21 protein-coding genes are annotated in these 21,901 nt (G+C 73.8%); 14 read left to right on the top strand and 7 right to left on the bottom strand.

Going from position 1 to position 21,901, the window contains the following annotated elements; genetic code table 11:
* Nucleotides 1–41: 41 nt before the first annotated feature.
* A complete protein-coding gene (locus ACI793_RS07410) occupies nt 42–1,166 on the top strand; it encodes a uroporphyrinogen-III synthase (protein ID WP_456605731.1) in 1,125 nt (374 codons plus the stop codon).
* 10 nt (nt 1,167–1,176) lie between these two features.
* Here ACI793_RS07410 and ACI793_RS07405 read toward each other — a convergent pair whose 3' ends face one another.
* Nucleotides 1,177–1,752: a GNAT family N-acetyltransferase gene (locus ACI793_RS07405; RefSeq protein WP_456605730.1), complete on the bottom strand. Its 576-nt coding sequence runs from the start codon at nt 1,750–1,752 to the stop codon at nt 1,177–1,179.
* A 124-nt stretch (nt 1,753–1,876) separates the two neighbouring features.
* Between ACI793_RS07405 and ACI793_RS07400 the strand changes: the two genes are divergently transcribed.
* The gene (locus ACI793_RS07400) at nt 1,877–3,325 is read left to right on the top strand and encodes an MFS transporter (RefSeq protein WP_456605729.1); all 1,449 of its coding nucleotides are present in this window, start codon (nt 1,877–1,879) and stop codon (nt 3,323–3,325) included.
* A 123-nt stretch (nt 3,326–3,448) separates the two neighbouring features.
* Nucleotides 3,449–4,237, top strand: coding sequence for a hypothetical protein (locus ACI793_RS07395; RefSeq protein WP_456605728.1), 789 nt, complete (start codon nt 3,449–3,451; stop codon nt 4,235–4,237).
* Nucleotides 4,238–4,284: 47 nt separating this feature from the next.
* Here ACI793_RS07395 and ACI793_RS07390 read toward each other — a convergent pair whose 3' ends face one another.
* Entirely contained in the window at nt 4,285–4,938 is a 654-nt protein-coding gene (locus ACI793_RS07390; protein WP_456605727.1) for a class I SAM-dependent methyltransferase, read from the bottom strand.
* Nucleotides 4,935–5,882: an NAD(P)/FAD-dependent oxidoreductase gene (locus ACI793_RS07385; protein WP_456605726.1), complete on the bottom strand. Its 948-nt coding sequence runs from the start codon at nt 5,880–5,882 to the stop codon at nt 4,935–4,937. Before ACI793_RS07385 ends, ACI793_RS07390 begins: the two co-directional genes overlap by 4 nt.
* A 68-nt stretch (nt 5,883–5,950) precedes the next feature.
* Between ACI793_RS07385 and ACI793_RS07380 the strand changes: the two genes are divergently transcribed.
* Entirely contained in the window at nt 5,951–6,529 is a 579-nt protein-coding gene (locus ACI793_RS07380) for a helix-turn-helix domain-containing protein (protein ID WP_456605725.1), read from the top strand.
* A 75-nt stretch (nt 6,530–6,604) separates the two neighbouring features.
* Here the strand turns inward: ACI793_RS07380 and ACI793_RS07375 are convergent, their stop codons facing one another.
* From ACI793_RS07375 to ACI793_RS07365, 3 genes are read right to left on the bottom strand one after another with little or no spacing between them, the layout of a single operon-like run.
* The gene (locus ACI793_RS07375; RefSeq protein WP_456605724.1) at nt 6,605–7,030 is read right to left on the bottom strand and encodes a Rieske (2Fe-2S) protein; all 426 of its coding nucleotides are present in this window, start codon (nt 7,028–7,030) and stop codon (nt 6,605–6,607) included.
* Entirely contained in the window at nt 7,027–9,561 is a 2,535-nt protein-coding gene (gene nirB / locus ACI793_RS07370) for a nitrite reductase large subunit NirB (protein ID WP_456605723.1), read from the bottom strand. The genes ACI793_RS07375 and nirB overlap by 4 nt, the downstream gene beginning before the upstream one ends.
* The gene (locus tag ACI793_RS07365; RefSeq protein ID WP_456605722.1) at nt 9,561–12,164 is read right to left on the bottom strand and encodes a molybdopterin oxidoreductase family protein; all 2,604 of its coding nucleotides are present in this window, start codon (nt 12,162–12,164) and stop codon (nt 9,561–9,563) included. Before ACI793_RS07365 ends, nirB begins: the two co-directional genes overlap by 1 nt.
* 154 nt (nt 12,165–12,318) lie before the next feature.
* Between ACI793_RS07365 and ACI793_RS07360 the strand changes: the two genes are divergently transcribed.
* From ACI793_RS07360 to ACI793_RS07335, 6 genes are all read left to right on the top strand, one after another.
* Nucleotides 12,319–13,113 carry a TetR/AcrR family transcriptional regulator C-terminal domain-containing protein gene (locus ACI793_RS07360; RefSeq protein ID WP_456605721.1) on the top strand — a complete coding sequence of 265 codons (795 nt, stop codon included), beginning with the start codon at nt 12,319–12,321 and terminating at the stop codon, nt 13,111–13,113.
* Between the two features lie 124 nt (nt 13,114–13,237).
* The gene (locus tag ACI793_RS07355) at nt 13,238–14,014 is read left to right on the top strand and encodes a DUF2382 domain-containing protein (RefSeq protein ID WP_456605720.1); all 777 of its coding nucleotides are present in this window, start codon (nt 13,238–13,240) and stop codon (nt 14,012–14,014) included.
* A 115-nt stretch (nt 14,015–14,129) separates the two neighbouring features.
* Nucleotides 14,130–14,753 carry a hypothetical protein gene (locus tag ACI793_RS07350; RefSeq protein WP_456605719.1) on the top strand — a complete coding sequence of 208 codons (624 nt, stop codon included), beginning with the start codon at nt 14,130–14,132 and terminating at the stop codon, nt 14,751–14,753.
* Nucleotides 14,754–14,833: 80 nt separating this feature from the next.
* Complete coding sequence (locus ACI793_RS07345; protein ID WP_456605718.1) at nt 14,834–15,481, top strand: GNAT family N-acetyltransferase; 648 nt, start codon at nt 14,834–14,836, stop codon at nt 15,479–15,481.
* 519 nt (nt 15,482–16,000) lie between these two features.
* Nucleotides 16,001–16,189, top strand: a complete 189-nt coding sequence (locus ACI793_RS07340; protein ID WP_456605717.1) for a hypothetical protein — start codon at nt 16,001–16,003, stop codon at nt 16,187–16,189.
* 351 nt (nt 16,190–16,540) lie between these two features.
* On the top strand, nt 16,541–16,795 hold the full coding sequence (locus tag ACI793_RS07335) for a hypothetical protein (RefSeq protein WP_456605716.1): 255 nt from the start codon (nt 16,541–16,543) through the stop codon (nt 16,793–16,795).
* Nucleotides 16,796–17,558: 763 nt separating this feature from the next.
* Here the strand turns inward: ACI793_RS07335 and ACI793_RS07330 are convergent.
* The gene (locus ACI793_RS07330) at nt 17,559–18,494 is read right to left on the bottom strand and encodes a DMT family transporter (protein WP_456605715.1); all 936 of its coding nucleotides are present in this window, start codon (nt 18,492–18,494) and stop codon (nt 17,559–17,561) included.
* Here ACI793_RS07330 and ACI793_RS07325 point away from each other — a divergent pair.
* The 4 genes from ACI793_RS07325 (at nt 18,493) to ACI793_RS07310 (ending at nt 21,869) form a co-directional block, all read left to right on the top strand.
* Complete coding sequence (locus tag ACI793_RS07325; RefSeq protein ID WP_456605714.1) at nt 18,493–19,905, top strand: aminotransferase-like domain-containing protein; 1,413 nt, start codon at nt 18,493–18,495, stop codon at nt 19,903–19,905. The genes ACI793_RS07330 and ACI793_RS07325 overlap by 2 nt on opposite strands.
* A gap of 89 nt (nt 19,906–19,994) precedes the next feature.
* Nucleotides 19,995–20,342 (top strand): YciI family protein, encoded by a 348-nt coding sequence (locus tag ACI793_RS07320; protein WP_456605713.1) that lies wholly within the window; start codon nt 19,995–19,997, stop codon nt 20,340–20,342.
* A gap of 4 nt (nt 20,343–20,346) precedes the next feature.
* The gene (locus ACI793_RS07315; protein WP_456605712.1) at nt 20,347–21,591 is read left to right on the top strand and encodes an RNA polymerase sigma factor; all 1,245 of its coding nucleotides are present in this window, start codon (nt 20,347–20,349) and stop codon (nt 21,589–21,591) included.
* Nucleotides 21,588–21,869: a DUF1905 domain-containing protein gene (locus ACI793_RS07310; protein WP_456605711.1), complete on the top strand. Its 282-nt coding sequence runs from the start codon at nt 21,588–21,590 to the stop codon at nt 21,867–21,869. Before ACI793_RS07315 ends, ACI793_RS07310 begins: the two co-directional genes overlap by 4 nt.
* Nucleotides 21,870–21,901: the final 32 nt, after the last annotated feature.

Below are 21,901 nucleotides of genomic sequence, written 5' to 3'. Positions count from 1 at the left end.
AGCCGCACCATGGGCCGACCGCCGGCCACGAGGGGGACGACGTGAGCGACACCGAAGCCGATCCGGACGCCCCGGAGCTGCTACCCCTGGCCGGCTACACGGTGGCGGTGACCGCTGCCCGCCGCAAGGAGGAGCTCGGCGCCCTGCTGGACCGGCGCGGGGCACGGGTGGTCTACGCGCCGGCCATCCGCATCGTCCCGCTGTCCGACGACACGGAGCTGGTCGCCGCCACCCGCCGGGTGCTCGAGCAGCCGATCGACCTGGTCGTGGCGACCACCGGCGTGGGTTTCCGCGGCTGGCTGGAGGCCGCCGACGCGTGGGACCTGCCGCTGGTCGAGCACCTGCGCGGCGCCCGGGTGCTGGCCCGTGGGCCCAAGGCGCGGGGTGCCATCCGCGGGGGTGGCCTGGTCGACGCCTGGTCCCCGGAGTCGGAGTCGTCGGCGGAGGTGCTCAGCCACCTGCTGTCGGGCGCCGAGGGACCCCTGGCGGGCCGGCGCATCGTCGTCCAGCTGCACGGGGACCCGCTGCCCGACCTGGTGGCGGGGCTGCGGGACACCGGCGCCGAGGTGCTCACGGTGCCGGTCTACCGCTGGGTGATGCCCGAGGACGTCGCCCCGGTGCACCGCCTGGTGTCCGCCGTGGCGGCCGGCACCGTCGACGCCGTGACGTTCACCAGTGCACCGGCGGCGGCCAGCCTGCTCACCGTCGCCGAGGAGCTGGGCCGGCGCGACGAGCTGGTCGCCGCACTGCGGGACCGCGTGCTGGCGGTGGCCGTCGGTGCGGTCACCGCGGGGCCGCTGGAGGCCGCGGGCATCCCGACCCGCCAGCCCGAGCGCGCCCGGCTGGGTGCCCTCGCCCGCGAGGTGGTGGCCCGGCTCCCCGAGCGCGATCCGGTGCTCCGGCTCGGGCCGCACTCCCTGCAGGTCCGCGGGCACGCCGCCGTCGTCGACGGCCGGGTGGTCGAGCTCGCCCCCGGGCCGATGGCCGTGCTGCGCGCGCTGGCACGCCGCCCCGGCGACGTCGTCGCCCGGGCCGAGCTCGTCGGGAGCCTGCCCGGGGGTGGGGACGAGCACGCCGTGGAGATGGCGGTCGCCCGGCTCCGGGCCGCGCTGGGGGCACCCCTCATCGGCACCGTCGTCAAGCGCGGCTACCGCCTGTCCGTCTGAGCGGTAGCGCTCAGCGGAGGTCGAGCCGCATGAGCACGCGCGGGAAGCCGTTGAGGACCGACGTCGTGTCCGCGGCCTTGGTGAAACCGGCCCGCTCGAACAGCTTCCGGGTGCCGACGTAGGCCATCGTCAGGTCGACCTTGGCGCCGTCGTTGTCGACCGGGTAGGCCTCGACCGCGGGCGCGCCACAGGCACGCGCGTACTCGACGGCGCCGGCGACCAGCGAGTGGGCGATGCCCTGCCCCCGGTGGCCGGGCCGCACCCGCACGCACCACAGCGCCCAGACGTCCAGGTCGTCGACGTGCGGGATCCGACGGTTCTTCGCGAAGCTCGTGTCGGCGCGCGGGTGCACCGCGGCCCAGCCGACGACCTCGTCGCCCTCGTAGGCGAGCACGCCCGGGCGCGGCTCCTCGGCGACGAGCTCGCGCACCCGCTCGCCGCGCGCCGGGCCGACCAGCGCCTGGTTCTCCTTGGACGACATCAGCCGGTAGCTCAGGCACCAGCACGACTGGGCGTCGGCCCGCTTGGGCCCGACCATCGTCGCCACGTCCTCGAACACGCTCGCCGGCCGCACCTCGATCGTCATGCCCGCATCGTGGCACTCCCCACCGACAGCCTCACACCAGCTGCGCACCGTGGGTGAGCGGACCGTTCCCGAGTGGTCACGCGCCTGCGGCGCCGGGGAAATGCCCCGTTCCTAGCGTTCCGCCATGACCTCCACCCCGACCGTCCGCCCCGACGGGGACCTGGCCCCACCGGTCGCCGCTCCGCCGTCGGGCGCAGCACCGGCCACCCGTCGCGGCTCCCGCTGGATCGACGACTACAACCCGGAGGACCCCGCGTTCTGGGCGTCCCCGCAGGGCCGTCCCGTGGCGCGGCGGAACCTGGCGTGGTCGGTCCTGGCCGAGAACATCGGCTTCAGCGTGTGGCAGATGTTCAGCATCGCCACCGCCGTCCTGGCCTCGATCGGCTACGGCTTCACCAGCGACCAGCTGTTCTGGCTCGTCGCCACGGCCGGGCTGGTCGGGGCGATCATGCGCGTGCCGTACACCTTCATGCCGGCCCTCGTCGGCGGCCGGAACTGGACCGTGGTGAGCGCGGCCCTCCTGCTGATCCCGGTCACCCTGCTCACCGTCGCGGCGACGACCGACCAGCCGTACTGGTTCTGGGTGCTCACGGCCATCACCTGCGGCTTCGGCGGGGGCAACTTCGCCTCGTCGATGGCGAACATCTCCTTCTTCTACCCGGACAAGGAGAAGGGGTTCGCGCTCGGCCTGAACGCCGCCGGCGGCAACATCGGCGTCGCGATCATCCAGCTCGTCGGGCCGCTGGCGGTCACGGCCGGAGCCATCGCCTTCGTCGGCGGCAGCACGGGGACGACGGAGGGCGGCGACGCGCGGTACGTGCAGAACGTGGCGCTGATCTGGGTGCCGTTCATCGTGCTCGCCGTCCTGGGCGCCTGGTTCGGCATGAACAACCTGACCGGGGCGAAGGCGAACGTCGCCGACCAGGCCGCCATCGCCCGCCGGAAGCAGACCTGGGTGATGGCGTTCCTCTACATCGGCGCCTTCGGCTCCTTCATCGGCTTCTCCGGCGCCTTCCCGCTGGTGCTGGCCAACGAGTTCGCCGCCGACACCTACCGCTACGCCTTCCTCGGCCCGCTGGTCGGATCGCTGTCCCGGCCGTTCGGCGGCTGGCTGGCCGACCGCGTCGGCGGCGCCAAGATCACCGTGGTGACCTTCGTCGGTCAGGCCCTGGCCATCGGCACCGCCATCCTGTTCCTCCGCGCGGGGAGCTTCGGCGGATTCCTCGCCAGCTTCCTGGTGCTGTTCGCCGTCGTGGGCATGACCAACGGGTCGACCTACCGGATGATCCCGATCATCTACCGGGCCGAGGCCGCCGCGTCCTTCCCGGAGGAGGCCCCGGCGGAGGTGCTCTACCGGGCACGACGCGACACCGCTGCCGCCGTCGGCATCATCTCCGCGGTCGGTGCCCTCGGCGCGGTCTTCATCCCGCGGACGGTCGCGGAGTCCTACGGCGCCACCGGCGGCGTGGAGACGGCGCTGCTCGCATTCTGCGGCTTCTACGTCGCCTGCGTGGCGGTGACGTGGTTCGTGTACCTGCGCCGCGGCACGCTCATGCAGCGCGCAGGGGTCTGACCGCTCCATGGCGGCGCCGGGACCGGCTCCCCGGCCGGTCCCGGCGGACCGTCCATGGCCCCGGCGGGTGAGGCAGGGGCGTCCCGGGTGCAGTCGGGGCACCGGACGGACGAAGATCGTCGGGTGACCGCAGCCGAGGACATCCAGACCGGGCGCGCGCTGATCGAGCAGGGTGCGCCGGTGGCGGGGTCGATGAGCCGGGCCGCCGCCACCGTCGTCTTCGAGCCGTCGGCGGCCAAGGTGGAGATCAGCGCGTCCTTCGCGGCCAGCCTGCGCACCGCCGCGACCGAGGCGGCCGCGCTCCCTGTGCCCCGCGAGCAGGTGAGGGCCGGCGCGGCCCTGGCCTTCGCGGTGGAGTACGCCGCCACCCAGCACCGCGCCGGGCGATCCGCCCGCGACGACGGCTGGTTCGCCGCGCGCGCCGGCAGCCGCGCTCCGGCCGAGGACGTCGCCGAGGCGGTCGTGGCCGCGGCCCGCCGGTCGACCGACGAGCGGCGGGTGCGCCATCTCGGCTACCTGCTCGCCGAGGTCGCCTGCTCCCCCGATCTGGACGCCGAGCTCGCCGCCCGCGCGCTCCGGCTGACCGGCGAGCTGGGCTGGCGCCAGCTCGCCCTGCTGGCCGGCGTCGGCCGCCGCGACCGGGTCCCCCTGCCGATGGCTCCGCTGCCCGACGACCCGCGGGTCTGGTCGGAGTGGGCGGCCCGCGAGGACGTCGCCGACCTGCAGCGCGCCGGGCTGCTCGACCCGCCGGTGCCGGTTGCGCGTCCCGTGGCCACGCTGCCGAAGCTGCGCGCGGCGGATCTCCGGCTGACCCGCCGCGGGGTGCTGCTGCACCGGCTGCTGGCGCTGGACCTGCTGCACGAGGACGCCGTCACCGAGGCCCTGGCCGCGCTCGGGCTCCCCCGCTCCTGACCGGCGGGCACGGCACCGGCCCTGCCGACGGCGAGCTCCGCCGCGTCCTACCGGCGGCGGGCGACCAGAACGGTGTCCGGCACCGGGTTGCCCGTGCGGTGCGCGGCGCCCGGATCGCGGTCGCGGGTCTCGGTGACGAGGTCCGACCACTCCGCCGGATCCAGCACCGCGGCGACGTCCTGCGCGGTGTAGAGCGCGCCGGCCTCGTGCGCGTGCGCATGCCCGTGGCCCCACTGCTCGCCGTGCTGATGGCCCACCACGAGCAGCGTGCCGCCCGGTGCCACCGCCGCGGCCAGGCGCCGGAACATCGCCTCGCGGTCGGTCCAGGCGGCATGGAGGTAGTGCGCCGTCACCAGGTCGTACGCGCGCTCCGGCGGCGCCCAGGCGTCCAGGTCCTCGTGCCGCCACTCGATCCGGTCGGACAGCAGCAGCTCGGCCGCCTTCGCCGCGCCCCGCTCGAGCGCGACGGGCGAGAAGTCGACGGCGGTGACCCGCCACCCCTGGGAGGCCAGCCAGAGGGCGTCGCCGCCCTCGCCGGCGCCCGCGTCCAGGGCGGTGCCGGGCGGCAGGTCGGTGGCCTCCCGCACCAGCTGGCCGTTCGGCCGGCCGGTCCACACCGACGACGCCGAGCGGTAGAGCTCGTCGTAGGAGTCGCGGGTGATCGCGGGCTGCCGCGCCGTCCCGTGCTCGTGCTCGCTCATGCCGCCACGCTGCGCTTCCCGGCCACCGCGCGGGCGGTGTCCTCCTGGATGAGGTCCGCGTTGATCATGGCGCCGGCCTTGAGCCCCTGCGCCGCCGCGACGATCACCTGCGCGCTCAGGTCCCCGGCGTTGCCGGCCACCCAGACGCCGGGGACGTCGGTGCGCCCGGTGGGATCGGCAGGCAGGTAGGTCCCCATCACCGCGCCGTGCATCTCCATCGGCACCGGCACCGCACCCAGGTCGGCGACCAGTTCGGCGTTGGCGACGAACCGCGGGGCCACCACCACCGCATCGCGGGCGACCAGCTCGCCGTCGGCCAGCCGGACGTCCGCGCCGCCCTCCAGTCCGGCCACCTCGCCACGGACGATCCGGACGCCGCGGGCCGCCAGCCGCTCCAGGTCCTCCTCGGTCGGCTCGCTGCCGGTGTGCAAGAACAAGACGACGTCGTCGGTCCACTGCCGCCAGAGATTCGCCGCGTAGGCACCCAGCGGGCCGGTGCTCACGATGCCGACCGCCCGGTCGCGCACCTCCCAGCCGTGGCAGTAGGGGCAGTGCAGCACCCCGCTCCCCCACCGCTCGGCGACGCCGGGGATGTCGGGCAGGTCGTCGGTCAGGCCCGCCGCCAGCAGCACGCGCCGGGCGCGGACGTCCTCGCCGCCGTCCAGGGCCAGCGCGAATCCGTCGTCCTCCCGGCGGACCGACACGATCCGGCCGGACCGGATCGTGCCGCCGTAGCTCTCGACCTCGGCCCGCCCGATGGCGTACAGCTCCGCCGGCGGGGTGCCCTCCCGGCCGAGGTAGTTGTGCACGTGCCCGGCCGGTGCGTTGCGGGGATCCCCCGCGTCCACCACCAGCACGCTGCGCCGGGCGCGGGACAGGGTGAGCGCTCCGCTCAGGCCTGCCGCGCCGCCTCCGATGACCACCACGTCGTATCGCTCGTCCATGCCGACCACTGTCGACCCTCCGGAGCGACACCGGCAATCAGCTTTGCCGTAGTGGCAAACTGCTCGGCGTGACCGACGACGACGTCCTGCAGAACGTGGGCCCGCGGCTGCGGGCGCTGCGCAGCGATCGCGGGCAGACACTGACCGAGGTCGCCGAGACGACCGGCATCTCGGTGAGCACGCTCTCCCGGCTGGAGTCCGGCGGGCGCCGGCCCAGCCTGGAGCTCCTGCTGCCGCTGGCCCGGGCCTACGGCGTCGCGCTCGACGAGCTGGTCGACACCCCCGCTCCCGCGGATCCGCGGGTGCACGGACGTCCCATCCAGCGCGAGGGCATGACGATGGTGCCGCTGACCCGGCAGGGCGGCGGGCCCCAGGCGCACAAGATGGAGCTACCGCCGCGCTGGCAGGTGGGGAACACCGAGCAGAAGGTGCACGACGGCTACGAGTGGCTCTACGTGCTCTCCGGTCGCCTGCGGCTGCTCCTCGGCGCCCGCGACTTCGTGCTCGGCCCCGGCGAGGTGGTCGAGTTCGACACCCGCGTGCCGCACGCCTTCTCCAACCCGTTCCCGGAGCCCGCCGAAGCGCTGATCCTCTTCGGCCCGCAGGGCGAGCGGATGCACGTCCGCGCCCGCCCGGCCGAGCGCTGACCCCCTCAGCCGTTCCGCGGAGGAGCAGCTGCTTCTCCACGGACGAGCCGGGCGACGCTTCCGCGGAAAGGCGGATCAGACGGTGACGACCACGGCGCCGTCCTGCTCGCGCACCGGGAAGAGGCGGATGGGGGCGGCACCGCTGGTCGCGGTGCCGTCGGACCACCGGTAGGCGTACAGGTGCAGCGGGCAGACGAGCACGTCGACGTCGGTCTGCCCGTCGGCCAGCGGCCCACCGGCGTGCGGGCAGGCCGCCTGCGTGGCGTGCAGCGAGCCGTCGCGCAGCCGGAACACCGCGACCTGCACACCACCGGCGACGTAGGCCCGCCCCTCTCCCATCGGGATCTCGTCGAGCCGGCCGACGACGTGGTCCAGGCCCGGTCCCGCGGCAACGGTGTTCTCCGGGATGCCGGTGGCCGGGGTCCCCAGCTCCGTTCCCGGCGTGGTCGGCGCGGCCGGCGCGCGCGTGTGGTCCGCCCGGGCGGCGGCGGTGGGGCTCATCGGACCGGCACCATCGGCAGGTCGACCAGCGGGAGCGACGTCCGGAACTGGCCGGGCGTGGCCGGCTCCTCGGCGTCCTGACCCCAGGGGTCGGTGTAGGCGTCGACCGAGCGCTGGATCCCGGCGTCCAGGTCCGCGCACAGGCCGTCGTCGGCCAGCACCTCGCGGATCGCCTCCAGCCCGACGCGGGGCACGAAGTCGTAGGTGCGCTCCAGCCAGTTGGCGTTCTCCCGGTAGTACTGGACGAACCGGCCGGTCAGCGTCATGACCTCCTCGGGGGAACCCACGGTCGCCAGCAGGTCGCCCTTGCGGACGGTCGCACCGGCCGCGCCACCCACGTAGACCTCCCACTTCCCGTTGCCGATCGCCACGACGCCGACGTCCTTCACGTAGGCCTCGGCGCAGTTCCGGGGGCAGCCGACGACAGCCATCTTGATCTTCGCCGGGCCCTCGATGCCCTGGAAGCGGGTCTCCAGGTCGATGCCCAGCCGGGTGGAGTCGCCGAGGCCGAACCGGCAGAAGTCCGAGCCGACGCAGGTCTTCACCGTGCGCATGCTCTTGCCGTAGGCGTAGCCGCTGGGCATGCCCAGGTCGGACCACATCGCCGGCAGGTCCTCCTTGCGGACGCCGAGCAGGTCGATCCGCTGGCCGCCGGTGACCTTGACCATCGGCACCTCGTACTTCTCGGCGACGTCGGCGATCCGGCGCAGCTGCGCGGGCGTGGTCACCCCGCCCTTCATCTGCGGGACGACGGAGAACGTGCCGTCGCGCTGGATGTTGGCGTGCACCCGGTCGTTGATGAACTCGCCGTCCTTCTGCGGGACGAAGTCGGCACCCCAGATCATCTTGAGCAGCGAGGTGAGGCCCATCTTCGACTTCGCGTCCTCCTTGCCGGCCGGTGCGAGCGCGGCGAAGACGGCGGAGACGCTGCGCAGGTCCTGCTCGCGGATCGCGGCCGTCAGCTCGGGCTTGGCCAACGGGATGCCCGGCACGTACCAGGACGCCGCCGGGTCCTCCGCCAGGTCGCCGTCGGCCGCCCACTCCACGATCTGCTTCACCAGCGACTTGCACGACCCGCAGCCCTTGCCGGCGCGGGTGCGGTCCATGACCTCCCCGACGCTGCCGCAGCCGCCGGCCACGGCGCCGCAGATGTCGCCCTTGGAGACGCCGTTGCAGTTGCAGACCTGCGAGTCGGCCGGCATCTCGGCGACGCCCACCTCCTCCACGCCGTCGGAGAGGTCGACCAGCAGCCGGATCCGCTCCTCGGGCAGCGGGGCCCCGCGGTCGAACGCCTGGGTCAGGAAGGCGACCTTGCGGGTGTCGCCGAGCAGCGTGGCGCCGACGAGCTTGTCGTCGCGGATGACCACCGACAGGTGCACGCCGCGCTTGGGCTCGGAGATCACCAGGAACTCGTCGTCGTCCCGCTCGGGTGTGCTCACCCCCATGACGGCGACGTCGACCCCGGCCACCTTGAGCTTGGTGGCGGTGCGGCTGCCGGTGTACTCGGCGTCCGGGTTCGTGCCGGTGAGGACGTCGGCCAGCACCTTCGCGTGCTCCCAGGCCGGCGCCACCAGGCCGTAGATCTCGCCCCGGTGCTGCGCACACTCGCCGATCGCGTAGACGTCGGGGTCCTCGGTGCGCAGCTGGTCGTCGACGACGATCGCTCGCTCGACCTCCAGCCCCGAGCGGACCGCGACGTCGGTGTGCGGGCGCACCCCGGCCGCGACGACGAGCAGGTCGCAGTCCAGCCGCCGGCCGTCCTTGAGCAGCACGCCCTCGACGGATTCGGTGCCCAGGACCTCGGTCGCCAGGACGTCGAGATGCACGGTGATGCCGAGGGACTCGACGCTCTTCTTCAGGATCGCGCCGGCCTCGGCGTCGAGCTGGGCGTTCATCAGCCACGGCATGGCGTGCACCAGCTCGACCTGCAGCCCGTGCCCCTGCAGCGCGCGGGCCGCCTCCAGGCCGAGGAGCCCGCCGCCCATGACCACGGCACGCCGGCAGCGCCCGGTGGCCTCGAGCATCGCCCGGGTCTCGTCGATGGTGCGGAAGCCGTACACGCCGGGCAGCAGCGAGCCGTCGTCCCGGCGGACCCCGGTCATCGGCGGCACGAACGAGTAGCTGCCGGTCGCGAGCACCAGGTGGTCGTAGGGGGTCACCGTGCCGTCGTCGGCGTGCACCTGCTTGGCGGCGGTGTCGATCCGCTCCACACGGACACCGGCCCGCAGGGTGACGCCGTTGTCGGCGTACCAGTCGTGGCTGTTGAGGACGATCTCGTCCTCGTGCGACTCCCCGGCCAGCACCGGCGAGAGCATGATCCGGTTGTAGTTGCCGTGCGGTTCGTCGCCGAAGACGGTGATGCAGAACTGTTCCTCCCCGCCGCGCTCGAGCACCTCCTCGACGAAGCGGGCGCCGGCCATGCCGTTGCCCACCACGACCAGCCGGCTGCGCGTCTCCAGGCCGTCGTCCACGTGCAGCGCCGTCATGCCGCCAGGCCGGCCACCCAGCACCCGCAGGTCCATCCCGCCCATCAGACCTCCACCAGACCCAGGTCGACCACGAGTTCGCCGGTGACGCCCTCGGGTGCGGCGGCGTGCAGCTCGACCACCGAGCCGCCGGGCAGGTCCTCCACCACCCGCAGCGGGACGTGGACGTCGCCCCGGGCGCCGATCGGGAACCAGCGCACCGGCTCGCCGTCGCGCAGCAGGAGCACGTAGACCAGCTCGCCGGTGGAGTTGCCGCCACGGAAGTACAGCGCCTGGGCCGAGCAGCCCGACGGCACGGTGTAGCGCAGCGCGGCGTCGACCGGGCCGGGCTTGGTCAGCCCCTCCCCGGTGATGGGGTAGACGCCTTGCAGGAAGCGTGGGGTGCTCTTCACGCGGGTGCTCCTCTTCCGGGTGGGGTGGCGCGGTTCGGGGGCAGCAGCGGGCCGGTGGGCCCGCGGCTGCGGCTGGGTCGTGGCGGCGGGCGGGGCGATCCGCTCGGCGGGGCCGTCCACGCGGGTGACGGCGACGGCGCAGACCTTGAAGGCGGGCATCCTCGAGGTGGGATCGAGGGCGTCGGCGTCGGTGAGCGCGTTGGCGCTGGAGCTCCCGCCCCAGTGGAACGGCGCGAACACGACGTCGGGGCGGATCGCGTCGGTGACCTGCGCGTGGAAGCGGGCCCGGCCGCGCCGGGTGGCCAGCTCGATCACGTCGTCCTGCGCGATGCCCAGCCGCCGGGCCAGGTCGGGGTGCAGCTCCGCGCGCGGCGTGGGCGCGATCAGCTGGAGGCTGCGCGACCGGCGGGTCTGGGTGCCGGACTGGTACTGCGCCAGGACGCGCCCGGTGGTGAGCACGTAGGGGTAGTCGGCGTCGGGTCGCTCGTGGGCGTCGACGTGCTCGACGCGGAGGAACCGGGCGCGGCCGTCGGGGGTGGCGAACCGCTCGGTGAACAGCCGCGGGGTGCCGGAGTGGTCCGGTGCCCCGTCCTCGGCCGCAGGGCAGGGCCAGAAGACGCCGTCCTCGTCGTCGATGCGCCGGTAGCTGATCCCGGAGTAGTCGGCCGTCCCCCCGGCGCTGGCCCGGCGCAGCTCGTCGAAGACGGTCTCGGGATCCCCGCTGAACAGGTGGCCGGTGCCCAGCCGGGCGGCCAGCGTCGCGAGCAGCTGCAGGTCGTCGGGGACGTCGGCCGGCGGGTCCAGCGCCCGCCGGCGGCGGATCACCCGGCCCTCGAGGTTGGTCATCGTGCCCGCCTCCTCCGCCCACATGGCGCTGGGGAGCACGACGTCGGCGAGCTCGGCGGTCTCGGAGAGGAAGAAGTCGCTGACGACGAGGAAGTCCAGGTCGCGCAGCCGGCTGATGACCCGGCGGGCGTCCGGGGCGCTGACGGCGACGTTGCTCGCGAGCACCAGCAGCGTGCGCACGCCGCCGTCGGTGCCGAGGGAGTCGAGCAGTTCGAATGCGCTGCGCCCGGGCATCGGCAGGTCGTCGGGGTCGACGCCCCAGACGGCCGCGACGTGCGCGCGGGCGGCGGGGTCGGCCAGCGAGCGGTAGCCGGGCAGCTGGTCGGCCTTCTGCCCGTGCTCCCGGCCGCCCTGCCCGTTGCCCTGCCCGGTGACGGTGCCCCAGCCGCTGCCCGGACGGCCGGGGAGGCCGAGGGCGAGCGCCAGGTTGATCCACGCCTGGGCGGTGTCGGTGCCGCTGCGGTGCTGCTCGGCGCCGCGGGCGGTGAGGACGATGGCCTTCTCGGCGCGGGCGAGCGCGAAGACCGTGCGCCGCTGCTGCTCCACGGGCACGCCGGTGAGCCGCTCGACGCGGTCGGGCCAGTAGGCGGCGACGCCGTCCCGCACCGCGCCGAAGCCCGTGGTGCGTGCGGCGACGTACTCCTCGTCGACCAGCCCCTCGGCGATCGCGATGTGCAGCAGCCCGTTCGCCAGCGCCAGGTCGGTGCCGGGCAGCGGCTGCAGGTGGACGGCGGCGGCGCGGGCGGTGGCGGTCCGCCGGGGGTCGACGACGATGTGCTGGGCCCCCCGCTCGCGGCCCGCGTCGAACCACTGCATCGCCGGCGGCATGGTGTCGGCCGGGTTCGAGCCGACCAGGACGACGACGTCGGCGTCGGCGATGTCGCTGAGCGGGAAGGGCATGCCGCGGTCCAGGCCGAAGGCCCGGTTGGCCGCCCCCGCGGCCGAGCTCATGCAGAACCGGCCGTTGTAGTCGATGGCGCTGGTGCGCAGCGCCACCCGGGCGAACTTCCCGAACTGGTAGGCCTGCTCGTTGGTGAGCGACCCGCCGCCGAAGCACCCGACGGCGTCGCGGCCGTACCGGCGCTGGGTCGACCCGATCGCCGCGACCACCCGGTCGAGAGCGTCGGCCCAGGTGCTCTCCACCAGGGCGCTGGTCCGGTCGCCGGGCACGGCGCGCACCAGCGGCCGCAGCAGCCGCTCGGGGTGGTCGAGCAGCTCGGTGGACGACCAGCCCTTCGAGCAGAGCCCGCCGCGGTTGGTCGGGAAGTCCAGCGGCACGAGCGTGGCCGGGCGGTCGCCGGCGGTCACCGCCATCCCGCACTGCAGCGAGCAGTAGGGGCAGTGCGTCTCCGTCGTCCGCACGGTGCCGGTGCCGGAGCGGGCGGACTGGGCGGTGAGGGAGACGGGCACGGAACGAGACTCGGTGCCGGTCGTTACCCCGGGTGCACGACGGCGTCAACGCTGGGTGCACAGGACCTCACACCACCTCGCCCGCGGCGGTGAGCGGCACGGGGTGCACGATCGTCCCGGGGGCGCAGTCGGAACCGAGCGAAGGAGGACGGCCGTGGACGGGCCCCGGAAGGACGCCGATCCCGACAGCCCGGAGGGGCGTGGCGGAGCGGCCGCGGTGATCCCTGCCGCCGGCCGGGGCTCGGGGCGCGCGGGGCTGGACCGGCGCCGCATCCTGGGCGCGGCGGTGGAGTTCATCGACTCCCAGGGGCTGGCCGCGTTGACGATGCGCCGGCTGGGCGCGCACCTCGGCGTCGAGGCGATGGCGCTGTACCGGTACGTCCCGAGCCGGGAGAACCTGCTCGACGGCGTCGTCGAGACGGTCATCGACGAGCTCTACGGCGACCCCGACGTCCACCTGGAGCCCGGCTCCGGCTGGCAGGACTACCTGCAGCGCCTGGCGCACGGCGTCCGGCGCATCGCGCTGGCGCACCCGGAAGTGTTCCCGCTCGTCGCCACCCGTCCGCCGGCCGCGCCCTGGGTGCGTCCCCCGCTGCGCAGCCTGCGCTGGGTGGAGTCCTTCCTGGTCGCGCTGATCGACAGCGGGTTCAGCCAGGAGGCGGCCGTGTCGGCCTACCGCGCGTACTCGAGCTTCCTGCTCGGCCACCTGCTGCTGGAGGTCTCGCAGAAGGGAGTGGCGGTCAACGCCGAGGACAAGCCCGAGGGCGTGCCCGCGGCACAGGAGGCGACGGACCTGAGCCAGTACCCCACCGTGGTCCGGCTGGAGTCGCTGCTCTCGCTGGACGAGTCGGCGGCGGAGTTCGAGGAGGCTCTGGAGAACCTGCTCGAGCGCCTGGAGGTCGTGCTGCGCGAGGGCCGGACCCCGCGGCGGGGCGACTCGCGCGACTGAGGCGACACGCCCGGTTTCCGTTTACGGCGTAAACGGGCGGGCATGGGTGGCTGCGGCCCTCGGCGGTGAGCACCTACCCCCGAGGCGAGACCGCAATCCAGCCCTGAACCCGCGAGGAGCGCACGTGATCACCGAACAGCAGCTCAGCACCGTCATCGGCAGCACCGCCCACGGAGCGGACGGCAAGCTCGGCACCGTCGGCGAGGTCTACCTCGACGACGAGACCGGCCGTCCCGAGTGGGCCACGGTCCGCACCGGCATGTTCGGTACGAAGGAGTCCTTCGTGCCGCTGGCCGACGCCGACCTGTCCGGCACCGACCTGCGCCTGCCCTACGACAAGGACAAGGTCAAGCACGCGCCGCAGATCGACACCGACGGCCACCTCTCCCCCGCCGAGGAGGAGGAGCTCTACCGCTACTACGGCGTCGGCTCCGGCACGAACGCCACGTACACCGACACCACGACCACCGGTCGCACGAACGACCACGGCACGGTCGGCCACGACACCTCGGGCCCGACCACCGACGACGCCATGACCCGCTCCGAGGAGCACCTCCGGGTCGGCACCGAGCGCGTGGAGGCCGGCCGCGCCCGCCTGCGCAAGTACGTCGTGAGCGAGAACGTGACGCAGACCGTGCCGGTCTCGCACGAGGAGATCCGGCTCGAGCGCGAGCCGATCACCGACGGCAACGTCGGCAACGCCCTCGACGGGCCGGCCATCTCGGAGGAGGAGCACGAGGTCGTCCTGCACGCCGAGCGCCCGGTCGTGGCCAAGGAGGCCGTGCCGGTCGAGCGCGTGCGCCTGGACACCCAGACGGTGACCGAGCAGGAGACCGTCAACGAGACGGTGCGCAAGGAGCAGATCGAGCTCGACGACGAGACCACCTCCCGCCGGAGCTGATCGCCGCGGCGGTGCGGGCTCGGGCCCGCGCCGCCGCCGTCCCACCGCACGACACCCGCCGTGCGGCCCGTTCCGGCCGAGCACCTCGCCGCCCGCTCCCCTGGAGACACCTCACATGGCCACACCCGATCCCACGCCCACCGACGACCGGGGCGCTTCGGCCACCCGCGGCACCGCGCGGAACGCCGTCGACGCGCAGCACTCCCGCTACGGCGGCATCAAGTGGGGAGCCGCCTTCTTCGGGTGGCTGTCCGCCAACGGGCTCGCCGTCCTGCTGATCGCCCTGCTGAGCGCCGCCGGTGTGGCCCTCGGCCTCACCGAGGGGGTGTCGTCCATCAGTGACGCCGCCGAGGACGTCGCCGACGAGGCCGACACCGTCGGCATCGCCGGCGGGATCGCCCTGCTCGTCGTCCTGTTCCTCGCCTACCTGGCCGGCGGCTATGTCGCCGGCCGCATGGCGCGCTTCGACGGCGCCCGTCAGGGGATCGCCGTCTGGGTCATCGGCCTGCTGGTCGTGCTGGCCCTGGCCGTCGCCGGGCTGGTCTTCGGCTCCGAGTACAACGTGCTGCAGGACCTGAACCTGCCGCGCATCCCGATCGACGAGGGCACCGCCACGACCGGCGGCATCATCGCCCTCGTCGCGGTCCTGCTGGTGACGCTCCTGGGCGCCATCCTGGGCGGGAAGCTCGGCGACCGCTTCCACCGCAAGGTCGACCGGGCCGGCTTCGACGCCGCCTGAGCGATCCCGCACCCCCGACGGGGGCCGTCCCTCCCGGGGCGGCCCCCGTCCGTGTGTCCGGAGCGTGGTCGAATGCCGGGGTGACCCAGGGACCCACCATCCGGCGGATCGACGACCCGGACGAGGAGGGTCCCGACGTCCGGCCGGCCGAGAACCGCGACGTCCCCCGCATCGCTGCCACGCTCACCGTCGCACTGGCCGACTCGCGGTGGGTCCGCTGGGCGCTGCCCGACGACGGCCGGATGCAGCGGCTCACCCGGCTGCACGAGCTGGACGCCGGCCACCGCGGTGTGGCCACCGGCAGCGCCTGGGTGACCGACGACGTCGACGCCGTCGCCAGCTGGGAGCCGCCGGCCGGTACCGCGCCGCTGCCCGCCGACGTCGCCGAGGCGCTGGCCCGCGAGCTGCCCTACATCGCCGGGGACCGGGCGCGGACCGTGGCCGAGACCGGCGCGCTGCTCTCCGCGGCGCGGCCGTCGGAGCCGCACTGGTGGCTGGCCCACCTCGGCGTGCGGCCGTCGTCCCGCCGGCGCGGGCTGGCGGCAGCAGTGCTCGCCCCGGTGATCGTGCGCTGCGACGCCGAGCGGGAGGTCGCGGCCGCCGCGGTGTACTCGTGGGCGAACGTGCGCTTCCTGCGCGGCTTCGGCTTCGAGGTGACCGAGGAGCTGCGCACCTCCGACGACGAGCTGCCCGTGTGGGTGCTCGTGCGGCAGCCGCTCCCGGGCTGACCCGTTCTCCCGCTCACGGGTGCGCGCGGTCGTCGCTACGGTCGCGGCGGTGACCGTCCTGAGCGCCATCGCCCGTAGCGGCCAACGTGTGGTCGGTCGTTCAGTTCAGGACCGTGCGGCCATCCAGAGGTGCATGATCACGCAGTGACAGCGAGGCCAGCGCAGTCCGGCGACCGCACACGGCGACGTCGGCCGATCATCGCCGGACTCATCGCATTGGCGCTTCTCGGAGCCATCGGGGGCGAGCTGCGCGATCCGCCTTTCGATCTCGTCCGGTTCGTGGTCACGTTGCTTCTCAATGGCCTGACAGCCTGGTTCCTCCTCTGGTTCTTCACGACACTCCTCCGCCTGCGAGGAACGACTGATGAGTCGAGGCCCTGGGGTTTCTTGCGGCGCCTGGCGCCTCGGAGCGGGCCTCTGTGCCAACACGACCGGGGGACGTCCGATGGCGACAAGGACCGGACGTGATCCACTTCCAGCCGCAACCATTTGAGAAGCAGCAGAAGTAGATGTTCGGCCGTGCAGGTCCTCGTCGGCGTGCTGTGCATCATCGCCGGGCTCGTTCTCGTCATCGGGCTGCGGTTCATAGGTCCGCCTGGTTCACGAGGGCACGCGGCATGGACGACGTCGAACAAGCTCAAGGCCGCGTTGGCGGGCGTCGTGGCGATCGTCGCGGGGGTCCTCATCCTCACCGGCGGCGCTAACTAGCCGCCTTCCGAGCGGGACCGACGGATTACGAGAGCGCTCGAGGTGGAGCGCCGACATGGCCAGCGCGATCGGCATGAAGCGCTGGCTGCGATGGCTGGTCCAGAACCTGGGGCTGGTCCACCACGACGGGGGCACGTGGGGACTGGGGTCGCTACGACTCCACACCTCGAGATGGCGGCCGCGAGAGGAGCCGAGCGGCCCACTCGAGGACGTCCCGGAGACGTTCCCGCGGGAACGCGGTCACGTTGAGCGGCTTGACGACGTTCTCGCGGGAACGTCTCCGTCGCTACGACAGGTGTCTTGTAGCGGCCCACTCGGGACGGTTGCGCCCGGAAGCTAGCCTCACGCCCCGTGACGCGTGGACAGGTCAAGATCGAGCTTCCGTCCGATGTGGCGCTTGTCCTTTTCGAGTGGGTCGAGCACCAAGCAGACGACGGTTGGACCCGTCTATCGGACGCGCACTCGGGCGAGCTGTGTGCGCTCACTTTGTTGGCTGGAGCGCTGGAGTCCAATCTGGTGGAGCCCTTCGAGGCCGACTACGCCGAGACAGTCCAGGCCGCCCGGCAGCGGCTCGCGGATAGATACGGCATCGAACCGCTCCAGTAACGCGGTGAGGCGTCGGGACGTCCCTGATCGGCCCACTTAGGGACACCCAAGCCGGCTCCGCAGACGTTCCCGCGGAAACGTCTGCGTTGCTGCGAGAAGGCGTCCCGGAGCGACCCACTCAGGGACTTCCGAGCCAGCTCGGGGGACGCTGGCTCTCAGGCGGACCCCCTCAGGGCTCCTTGCGCATGTCGTCTGCGGCCTTCATAAGACCCGACACCGCCATGGAGAGCGCGTGATAGCGGGGGTTGCCCTGGTTCTCCGGCTCGCACGTGCGGGCCCTCAACGCTCGTATGTCCTCGACCATGGCCTCGATGCGGGCGATGTCTGAGTCGTATGGCGACATGGCAAGAAGTAGACCGCCTCACTCGTCCTCGGCTAGAAGGCACACGGCTCGGCTTCTCGTCCGCGGACGTCCAGGCGCCTCCGAACGGCCCATCGAGGCACAGTCGGGACCGCGGGGTCTAGACCTGAACGCCCAGGGCTCCCCCGCTGATTCAGGGGTGACAACGCAGCCGATAGCAGTGGCCAGCTGAGCCTCACGCCACGATGGACAGCGTGACGGGAAATGGCAGAGTCAGGGGGCGGAGATGAGCGCCTCATCTTGATCCGCTACGCAACCGCAGGGCGGCGCCCCCGACGGCTCGGCGGCGGCCCATCTGTGGGTGTCTCAAAAGCCGCCTTCAGGGCGCCCTGCCGGCCTATGCGAATTCAAGACCGGAGAGCGGTCGGCCGGGCGAACTACCGACAAGCGCTCCTGCCGCACTCATCGCGCAGGCTTCGCGGGCGAAGGTTGCCGCACCCGGACGGCGAGCCCTGCGCACGCGATCACCGCCAGCCCGCCGACGACGGTGCCGGTGGACACGTGCTCACCGAGCAGCAGCCCCGCCCACATGATGCTCAGCACCGGCTGGACCAGCTGCATCTGGCTGACCCGGGCCATCGGTCCGATGCCCAGTCCTCGATACCAGGCGAAGAAGCCCAGGAACATGCTCACCACCGCGAGGTAGCCGAAGGCCGTCCACTCCCCCGGGCTGCCGTCCGGCGGGCGGCGGAGCACCGAGAACAGCGCCAGACCGCCCGTGACCGGCGCTCCGAGGACGAGCGCCCACGAGATCGTCTGCCAGGCACCCAGCTCGCGGGCCAGGAGCCCACCCTCGGCGTAACCGACCGCGCCGGCGAGGACCGCACCGAAGAGCAGGAGGTCGGCCCAGTGCAGCCGGCTGAGGCCGCCCGAGTGGGCCGAGGCGAAGCCGACGGCGACCAGCGCCCCTGTGACGGTCGCGGCCCAGAACGCCCGCGGCGGTCGCTCGGCCGTGCGCACCACGGCCACCACGGCAGTGGCGGCCGGCAGCAGGGCGATCACGACGGCACCGTGGCTGGCGGGCGTACTGGTGAGCGCGAAGGACGTCAGCAGCGGGAAGCCGGTGACCACTCCGCCGACGACCAGAGCCAGGCGGCGCCACTGGGCCCCGCGCGGGAGGCGCTGCCGGGTGAGCGCGAGCGCCGCTGCGGCCAGGACCGCGGCGACGACGGCCCGGCCGGCGCCGATGAACAACGGGTCGAGCCCGGCCACGGCGATCCGGGTGAAGGGCACCGTGAAGGAGAAGGCCAGCACCCCGAGCAGGCCCCAGGCGAGTCCGGCAGCCGGGGGCGGGAGCGGGGTGGAGCGGATGGCGGTAGCGCTATCGTGTGCCGTCATGGCTGACGATAGCGGTGCCCGGATCGCTGCGGAGCTCCGGACCTGGATCGCCACGGCACCGCCCGGCGCCCAGCTGCCACCCACCCGCGTCCTCGCCGGCCGCCACCAGGCCGGTCCGGTGACCGTGCAGAAGGCGCTGCGCATCCTGGCCGGGCAGGGACTGATCGAGACCCGCCCCGGGGTGGGGACGTTCGTCCGCACGGTCCGCGCCACCCGCCCGGCCGACTACGGCTGGCAGACCGCGGCGCTGCGCGCGCCGTCGGCGTCGTCCCTCGGCATGCCGACGGCCCTGCGCACGACCCCGAACGACATCATCGCGTTCCACTCCGGCTTCCCGGACCGGGAGCTGCTGCCCGAGCGCCTGGTCCGGGCTGCGCTCACCCGCAGCGCGCGCAGCGATGCCGCGCTCTCCCGTCCCCCGGCCGCGGGTCTGCCCGAGCTGCAGGCGTGGTTCGCCGACGAGCTGCGCGCGGCCACGCCGGCCGACGTCGCCGCCCCCACGCCTAGGGACGTCATCGTGCTCCCGGGCAGCCAGAGCGGGCTGAGTGCCGCGTTCTCCGCCCTCGCCGGCGCCGGCCGGCCGGTGCTCCTGGAGTCCCCGACGTACTGGGGTGCCATCCAGGCCGCGGCGAGGGCGGGGGTCTCCGTCGTACCGGTGCCCAGCGGCGCGGGGGGCCCCGACCCGGAAGAGCTGGCCCGCGCCTTCCGCGAGACCGGTGCCCGCCTCCTCTACGCCCAGCCGAACTACGCGAACCCCACCGGGGCGCAGTGGTCGCCCGAGCGCGCGCGGCAGGTGCTCGACGTGGTGCGGTCGCACGGCGCCTTCCTCCTGGAGGACGACTGGGCGCACGACTTCGGCATCACCACCTCTCCCATCCCGCTGGCCGCGCAGGACGACTCGGGCCACGTCGTCTACCTGCGCTCGCTGACCAAGAGCGTCTCCCCCGCCCTCCGCGTGGCGGCGGTCGTGGCGCGCGGGGCCGCCCGCGACCGGCTGCTGGCCGACCGGGCCGCGGAGTCGATGTACGTGAGCGGGCTGCTCCAGGCCGCCGCCCTGGACGTCGTCACCCAGCCGGGGTGGGACCGCCACCTGCGGGGTCTTCGTCAGCAGCTGCGCGCCCGCCGGGACCTGCTGACCGCCGCGCTCGCCGAACACGCACCGCAGGCGCACGTCGAGCACGTGCCGGCCGGTGGCCTGCACCTCTGGGCGCGGCTGCCCGACGACACCGACCTGTCCCGGCTGGTCGCCGACTGCCAGGCCGCCGGCGTCGTCCTGGCGCCGGGCACGGAGTGGTTCCCGGCCGAGCCGACGGCCCCTTTCCTACGGCTGAGCTTCGCCGGCCCCGATCCCGCCCGCTTCCCCGAGGGCGCCCGCATCCTCGGCGAGGTCATCGACCGCCACAACGGCTGAGGAAGTCTCGGCGGGTGTCGATCCGGGCAGGATCCGTTCGTACAGGGGGTGAGCGGCCGGAGGGACCGGCCGCGCCCGAGGAGGATCCGATGCCGCAGTACCTGCTCAACATCATCCAGCCGACCGGCCAGGTGCCGTCGCCGGAGGACCTCGAGCCCGTCATGCGCGATCTCGCCACCCTGAACGAGGAGATGCGCGCGGCCGGGGTCTGGGTCTTCGCCGCCGCCCTGCACCAGCCGGAGTCGACGACCGTCGTCCGTGCGGACGGGGACGGGGTGCTCGTCACCGACGGCCCCTACGCGGAGGGGACGGAGTTCGTCGGGGGCTTCGACGTCATCCAGGTCACGGACCTCGACGAGGCGCTGGCCTGGGCCGGCAAGCTGACGGGGGTGCTCGGACTGCCGGTCGAGGTCCGCCCGGTGGCTCAGTCCTTCTGACCGCATGACCCCGGAGGCCACCGCGCTGGTCGAGCGCGTCTTCCGAGAGCACTCGGGCAGGGCGGTCGCCGTCCTCACCCGCCTCCTCGGCGACATCGACGCCGCCGAGGAGGCGGTGCAGGACGCCTTCGTGACCGCCGTCGCCCGCTGGCCGGACGACGGGGTGCCACCCAGTCCCCCGGGCTGGATCATCACGACCGCCCGCAACCGGGCCATCGACCGGCTCCGGCGCGAGAGCTCGCGGACCGACCGACACGTCCAGGCCGCGCTGCTCCGGGACGACGACCCGCCACCAGCAGAGGAGGGACCCGTGACCGACGACCGACTGCGGATGGTCTTCACCTGCTGCCACCCCGCCCTCGCGATGCCGGCGCGGGTGGCCCTGACCCTGCGCCTGCTGGGCGGCCTCACGACGGCGGAGATCGCCGCGGCGTTCCTGGTCCCCGAGCCGACGATGGCCCAGCGGCTGGTGCGCGCCAAGGCCAAGATCCGCGACGCCGGAATCCCGTACCGGGTGCCGTCGGAGGCCGAGCTGCCCGACCGGCTCCCGGCCGTGCTCGCCGTCGTCTACCTGGTCTTCACCGAGGGGTACGCCGCCTCGGCCGGCGAGCAACTGGTGCGCGACGAGCTGTGCGCCGAGGCGATCCGGCTGGGCCGCCTGCTGGCGGAGCTGATGCCCGACGAGCCGGAGGTGCTCGGGCTGCTGGCGCTGATGCTGCTCACCGAGTCACGCCGCCCCGCCCGGACGTCCGCCGACGGCGAGCTGGTGCTGCTCGCCGACCAGGATCGGGCGCGGTGGGACCGCGCGCTGGTCGCCGAGGGTCAGGACCTGGTCCGGCGGTGCCTGCGCAGGAACCGTCCCGGGGTCTATCAGCTGCAGGCCGCGATCGCGGCGGTGCACAGCGACGCCCCCACGGCCGCCGCCACCGACTGGCGGCAGATCGTGGCGCTCTACGACCAGCTGACGTCGTTGGCGCCCAGCCCCGTCGTGGCCCTGCACCGGGCGGTCGCGGTCGCCGAGCTCCGTGGACCGTCGGCGGGCCTGGCGATCCTCGACGACCTCGCCCTGCCGCGGCACCACCTGCTCCCCGCCGTGCGCGCCGACCTGCTGCGCCGGCTGGGCCGCACGGCCGAAGCGCTCGCTGCCTACGACGCCGCCCTCGCCCTGACCGGGAACGAACGCGAGCGAGCCTTCCTGCGACGGCGCCGCGATGAGTTGTCGGCGCCGGGGCGGTCCAGAGAGGCATGAGCACCCCGACGGTCCTGGACCACACGTTCACCGCCCCCATCGAGAAGGACGGCGCGTTCCCCACCTACCTCGTCGTGCCCGACTCCGCCGAGCTGCTGGGCACCCGGCGGGCGGTCAAGGTGACCGGCACGGCCGACGGGCACGCCTTCGCCGCGACGCTGATGCCGTCGGGCAGCGGACCGCACTGGCTACCGCTTCGGGCGGCCATCTGCACGGCGATCGGCAAGAGCAGGGCCGGCGAGCACGTGACCGTGCACCTGCAGCAGCGGCTGAGCTGACGGGGGTGGGCGTTCCCGCGGGAACGCCCACT

This window comes from Blastococcus sp. SYSU DS0617, assembly GCF_054051075.1.
This window is presented reverse-complemented; position numbering and strand designations above follow the sequence as displayed.

Excerpts from the sequence above, each read along its gene's own strand:
- ACI793_RS07400 (WP_456605729.1), top strand. The coding sequence starts at position 1,877 with ATGACCTCCACCCCGACCGTCCGCCCCGACGGGGACCTGGCCCCACCG.
- ACI793_RS07325 (WP_456605714.1), top strand. The coding sequence starts at position 18,493 with ATGGCTGACGATAGCGGTGCCCGGATCGCTGCGGAGCTCCGGACCTGG.
- ACI793_RS07350 (WP_456605719.1), top strand. The coding sequence starts at position 14,130 with ATGGCCACACCCGATCCCACGCCCACCGACGACCGGGGCGCTTCGGCC.
- ACI793_RS07385 (WP_456605726.1), bottom strand. The coding sequence starts at position 5,882 with ATGGACGAGCGATACGACGTGGTGGTCATCGGAGGCGGCGCGGCAGGC.
- ACI793_RS07320 (WP_456605713.1), top strand. The coding sequence starts at position 19,995 with ATGCCGCAGTACCTGCTCAACATCATCCAGCCGACCGGCCAGGTGCCG.
- ACI793_RS07330 (WP_456605715.1), bottom strand. The coding sequence starts at position 18,494 with ATGACGGCACACGATAGCGCTACCGCCATCCGCTCCACCCCGCTCCCG.
- nirB (WP_456605723.1), bottom strand. The coding sequence starts at position 9,561 with ATGGGCGGGATGGACCTGCGGGTGCTGGGTGGCCGGCCTGGCGGCATG.
- ACI793_RS07390 (WP_456605727.1), bottom strand. The coding sequence starts at position 4,938 with ATGAGCGAGCACGAGCACGGGACGGCGCGGCAGCCCGCGATCACCCGC.
- ACI793_RS07315 (WP_456605712.1), top strand. The coding sequence starts at position 20,347 with ATGACCCCGGAGGCCACCGCGCTGGTCGAGCGCGTCTTCCGAGAGCAC.
- ACI793_RS07375 (WP_456605724.1), bottom strand. The coding sequence starts at position 7,030 with ATGAGCCCCACCGCCGCCGCCCGGGCGGACCACACGCGCGCGCCGGCC.
- ACI793_RS07405 (WP_456605730.1), bottom strand. The coding sequence starts at position 1,752 with ATGACGATCGAGGTGCGGCCGGCGAGCGTGTTCGAGGACGTGGCGACG.
- ACI793_RS07310 (WP_456605711.1), top strand. The coding sequence starts at position 21,588 with ATGAGCACCCCGACGGTCCTGGACCACACGTTCACCGCCCCCATCGAG.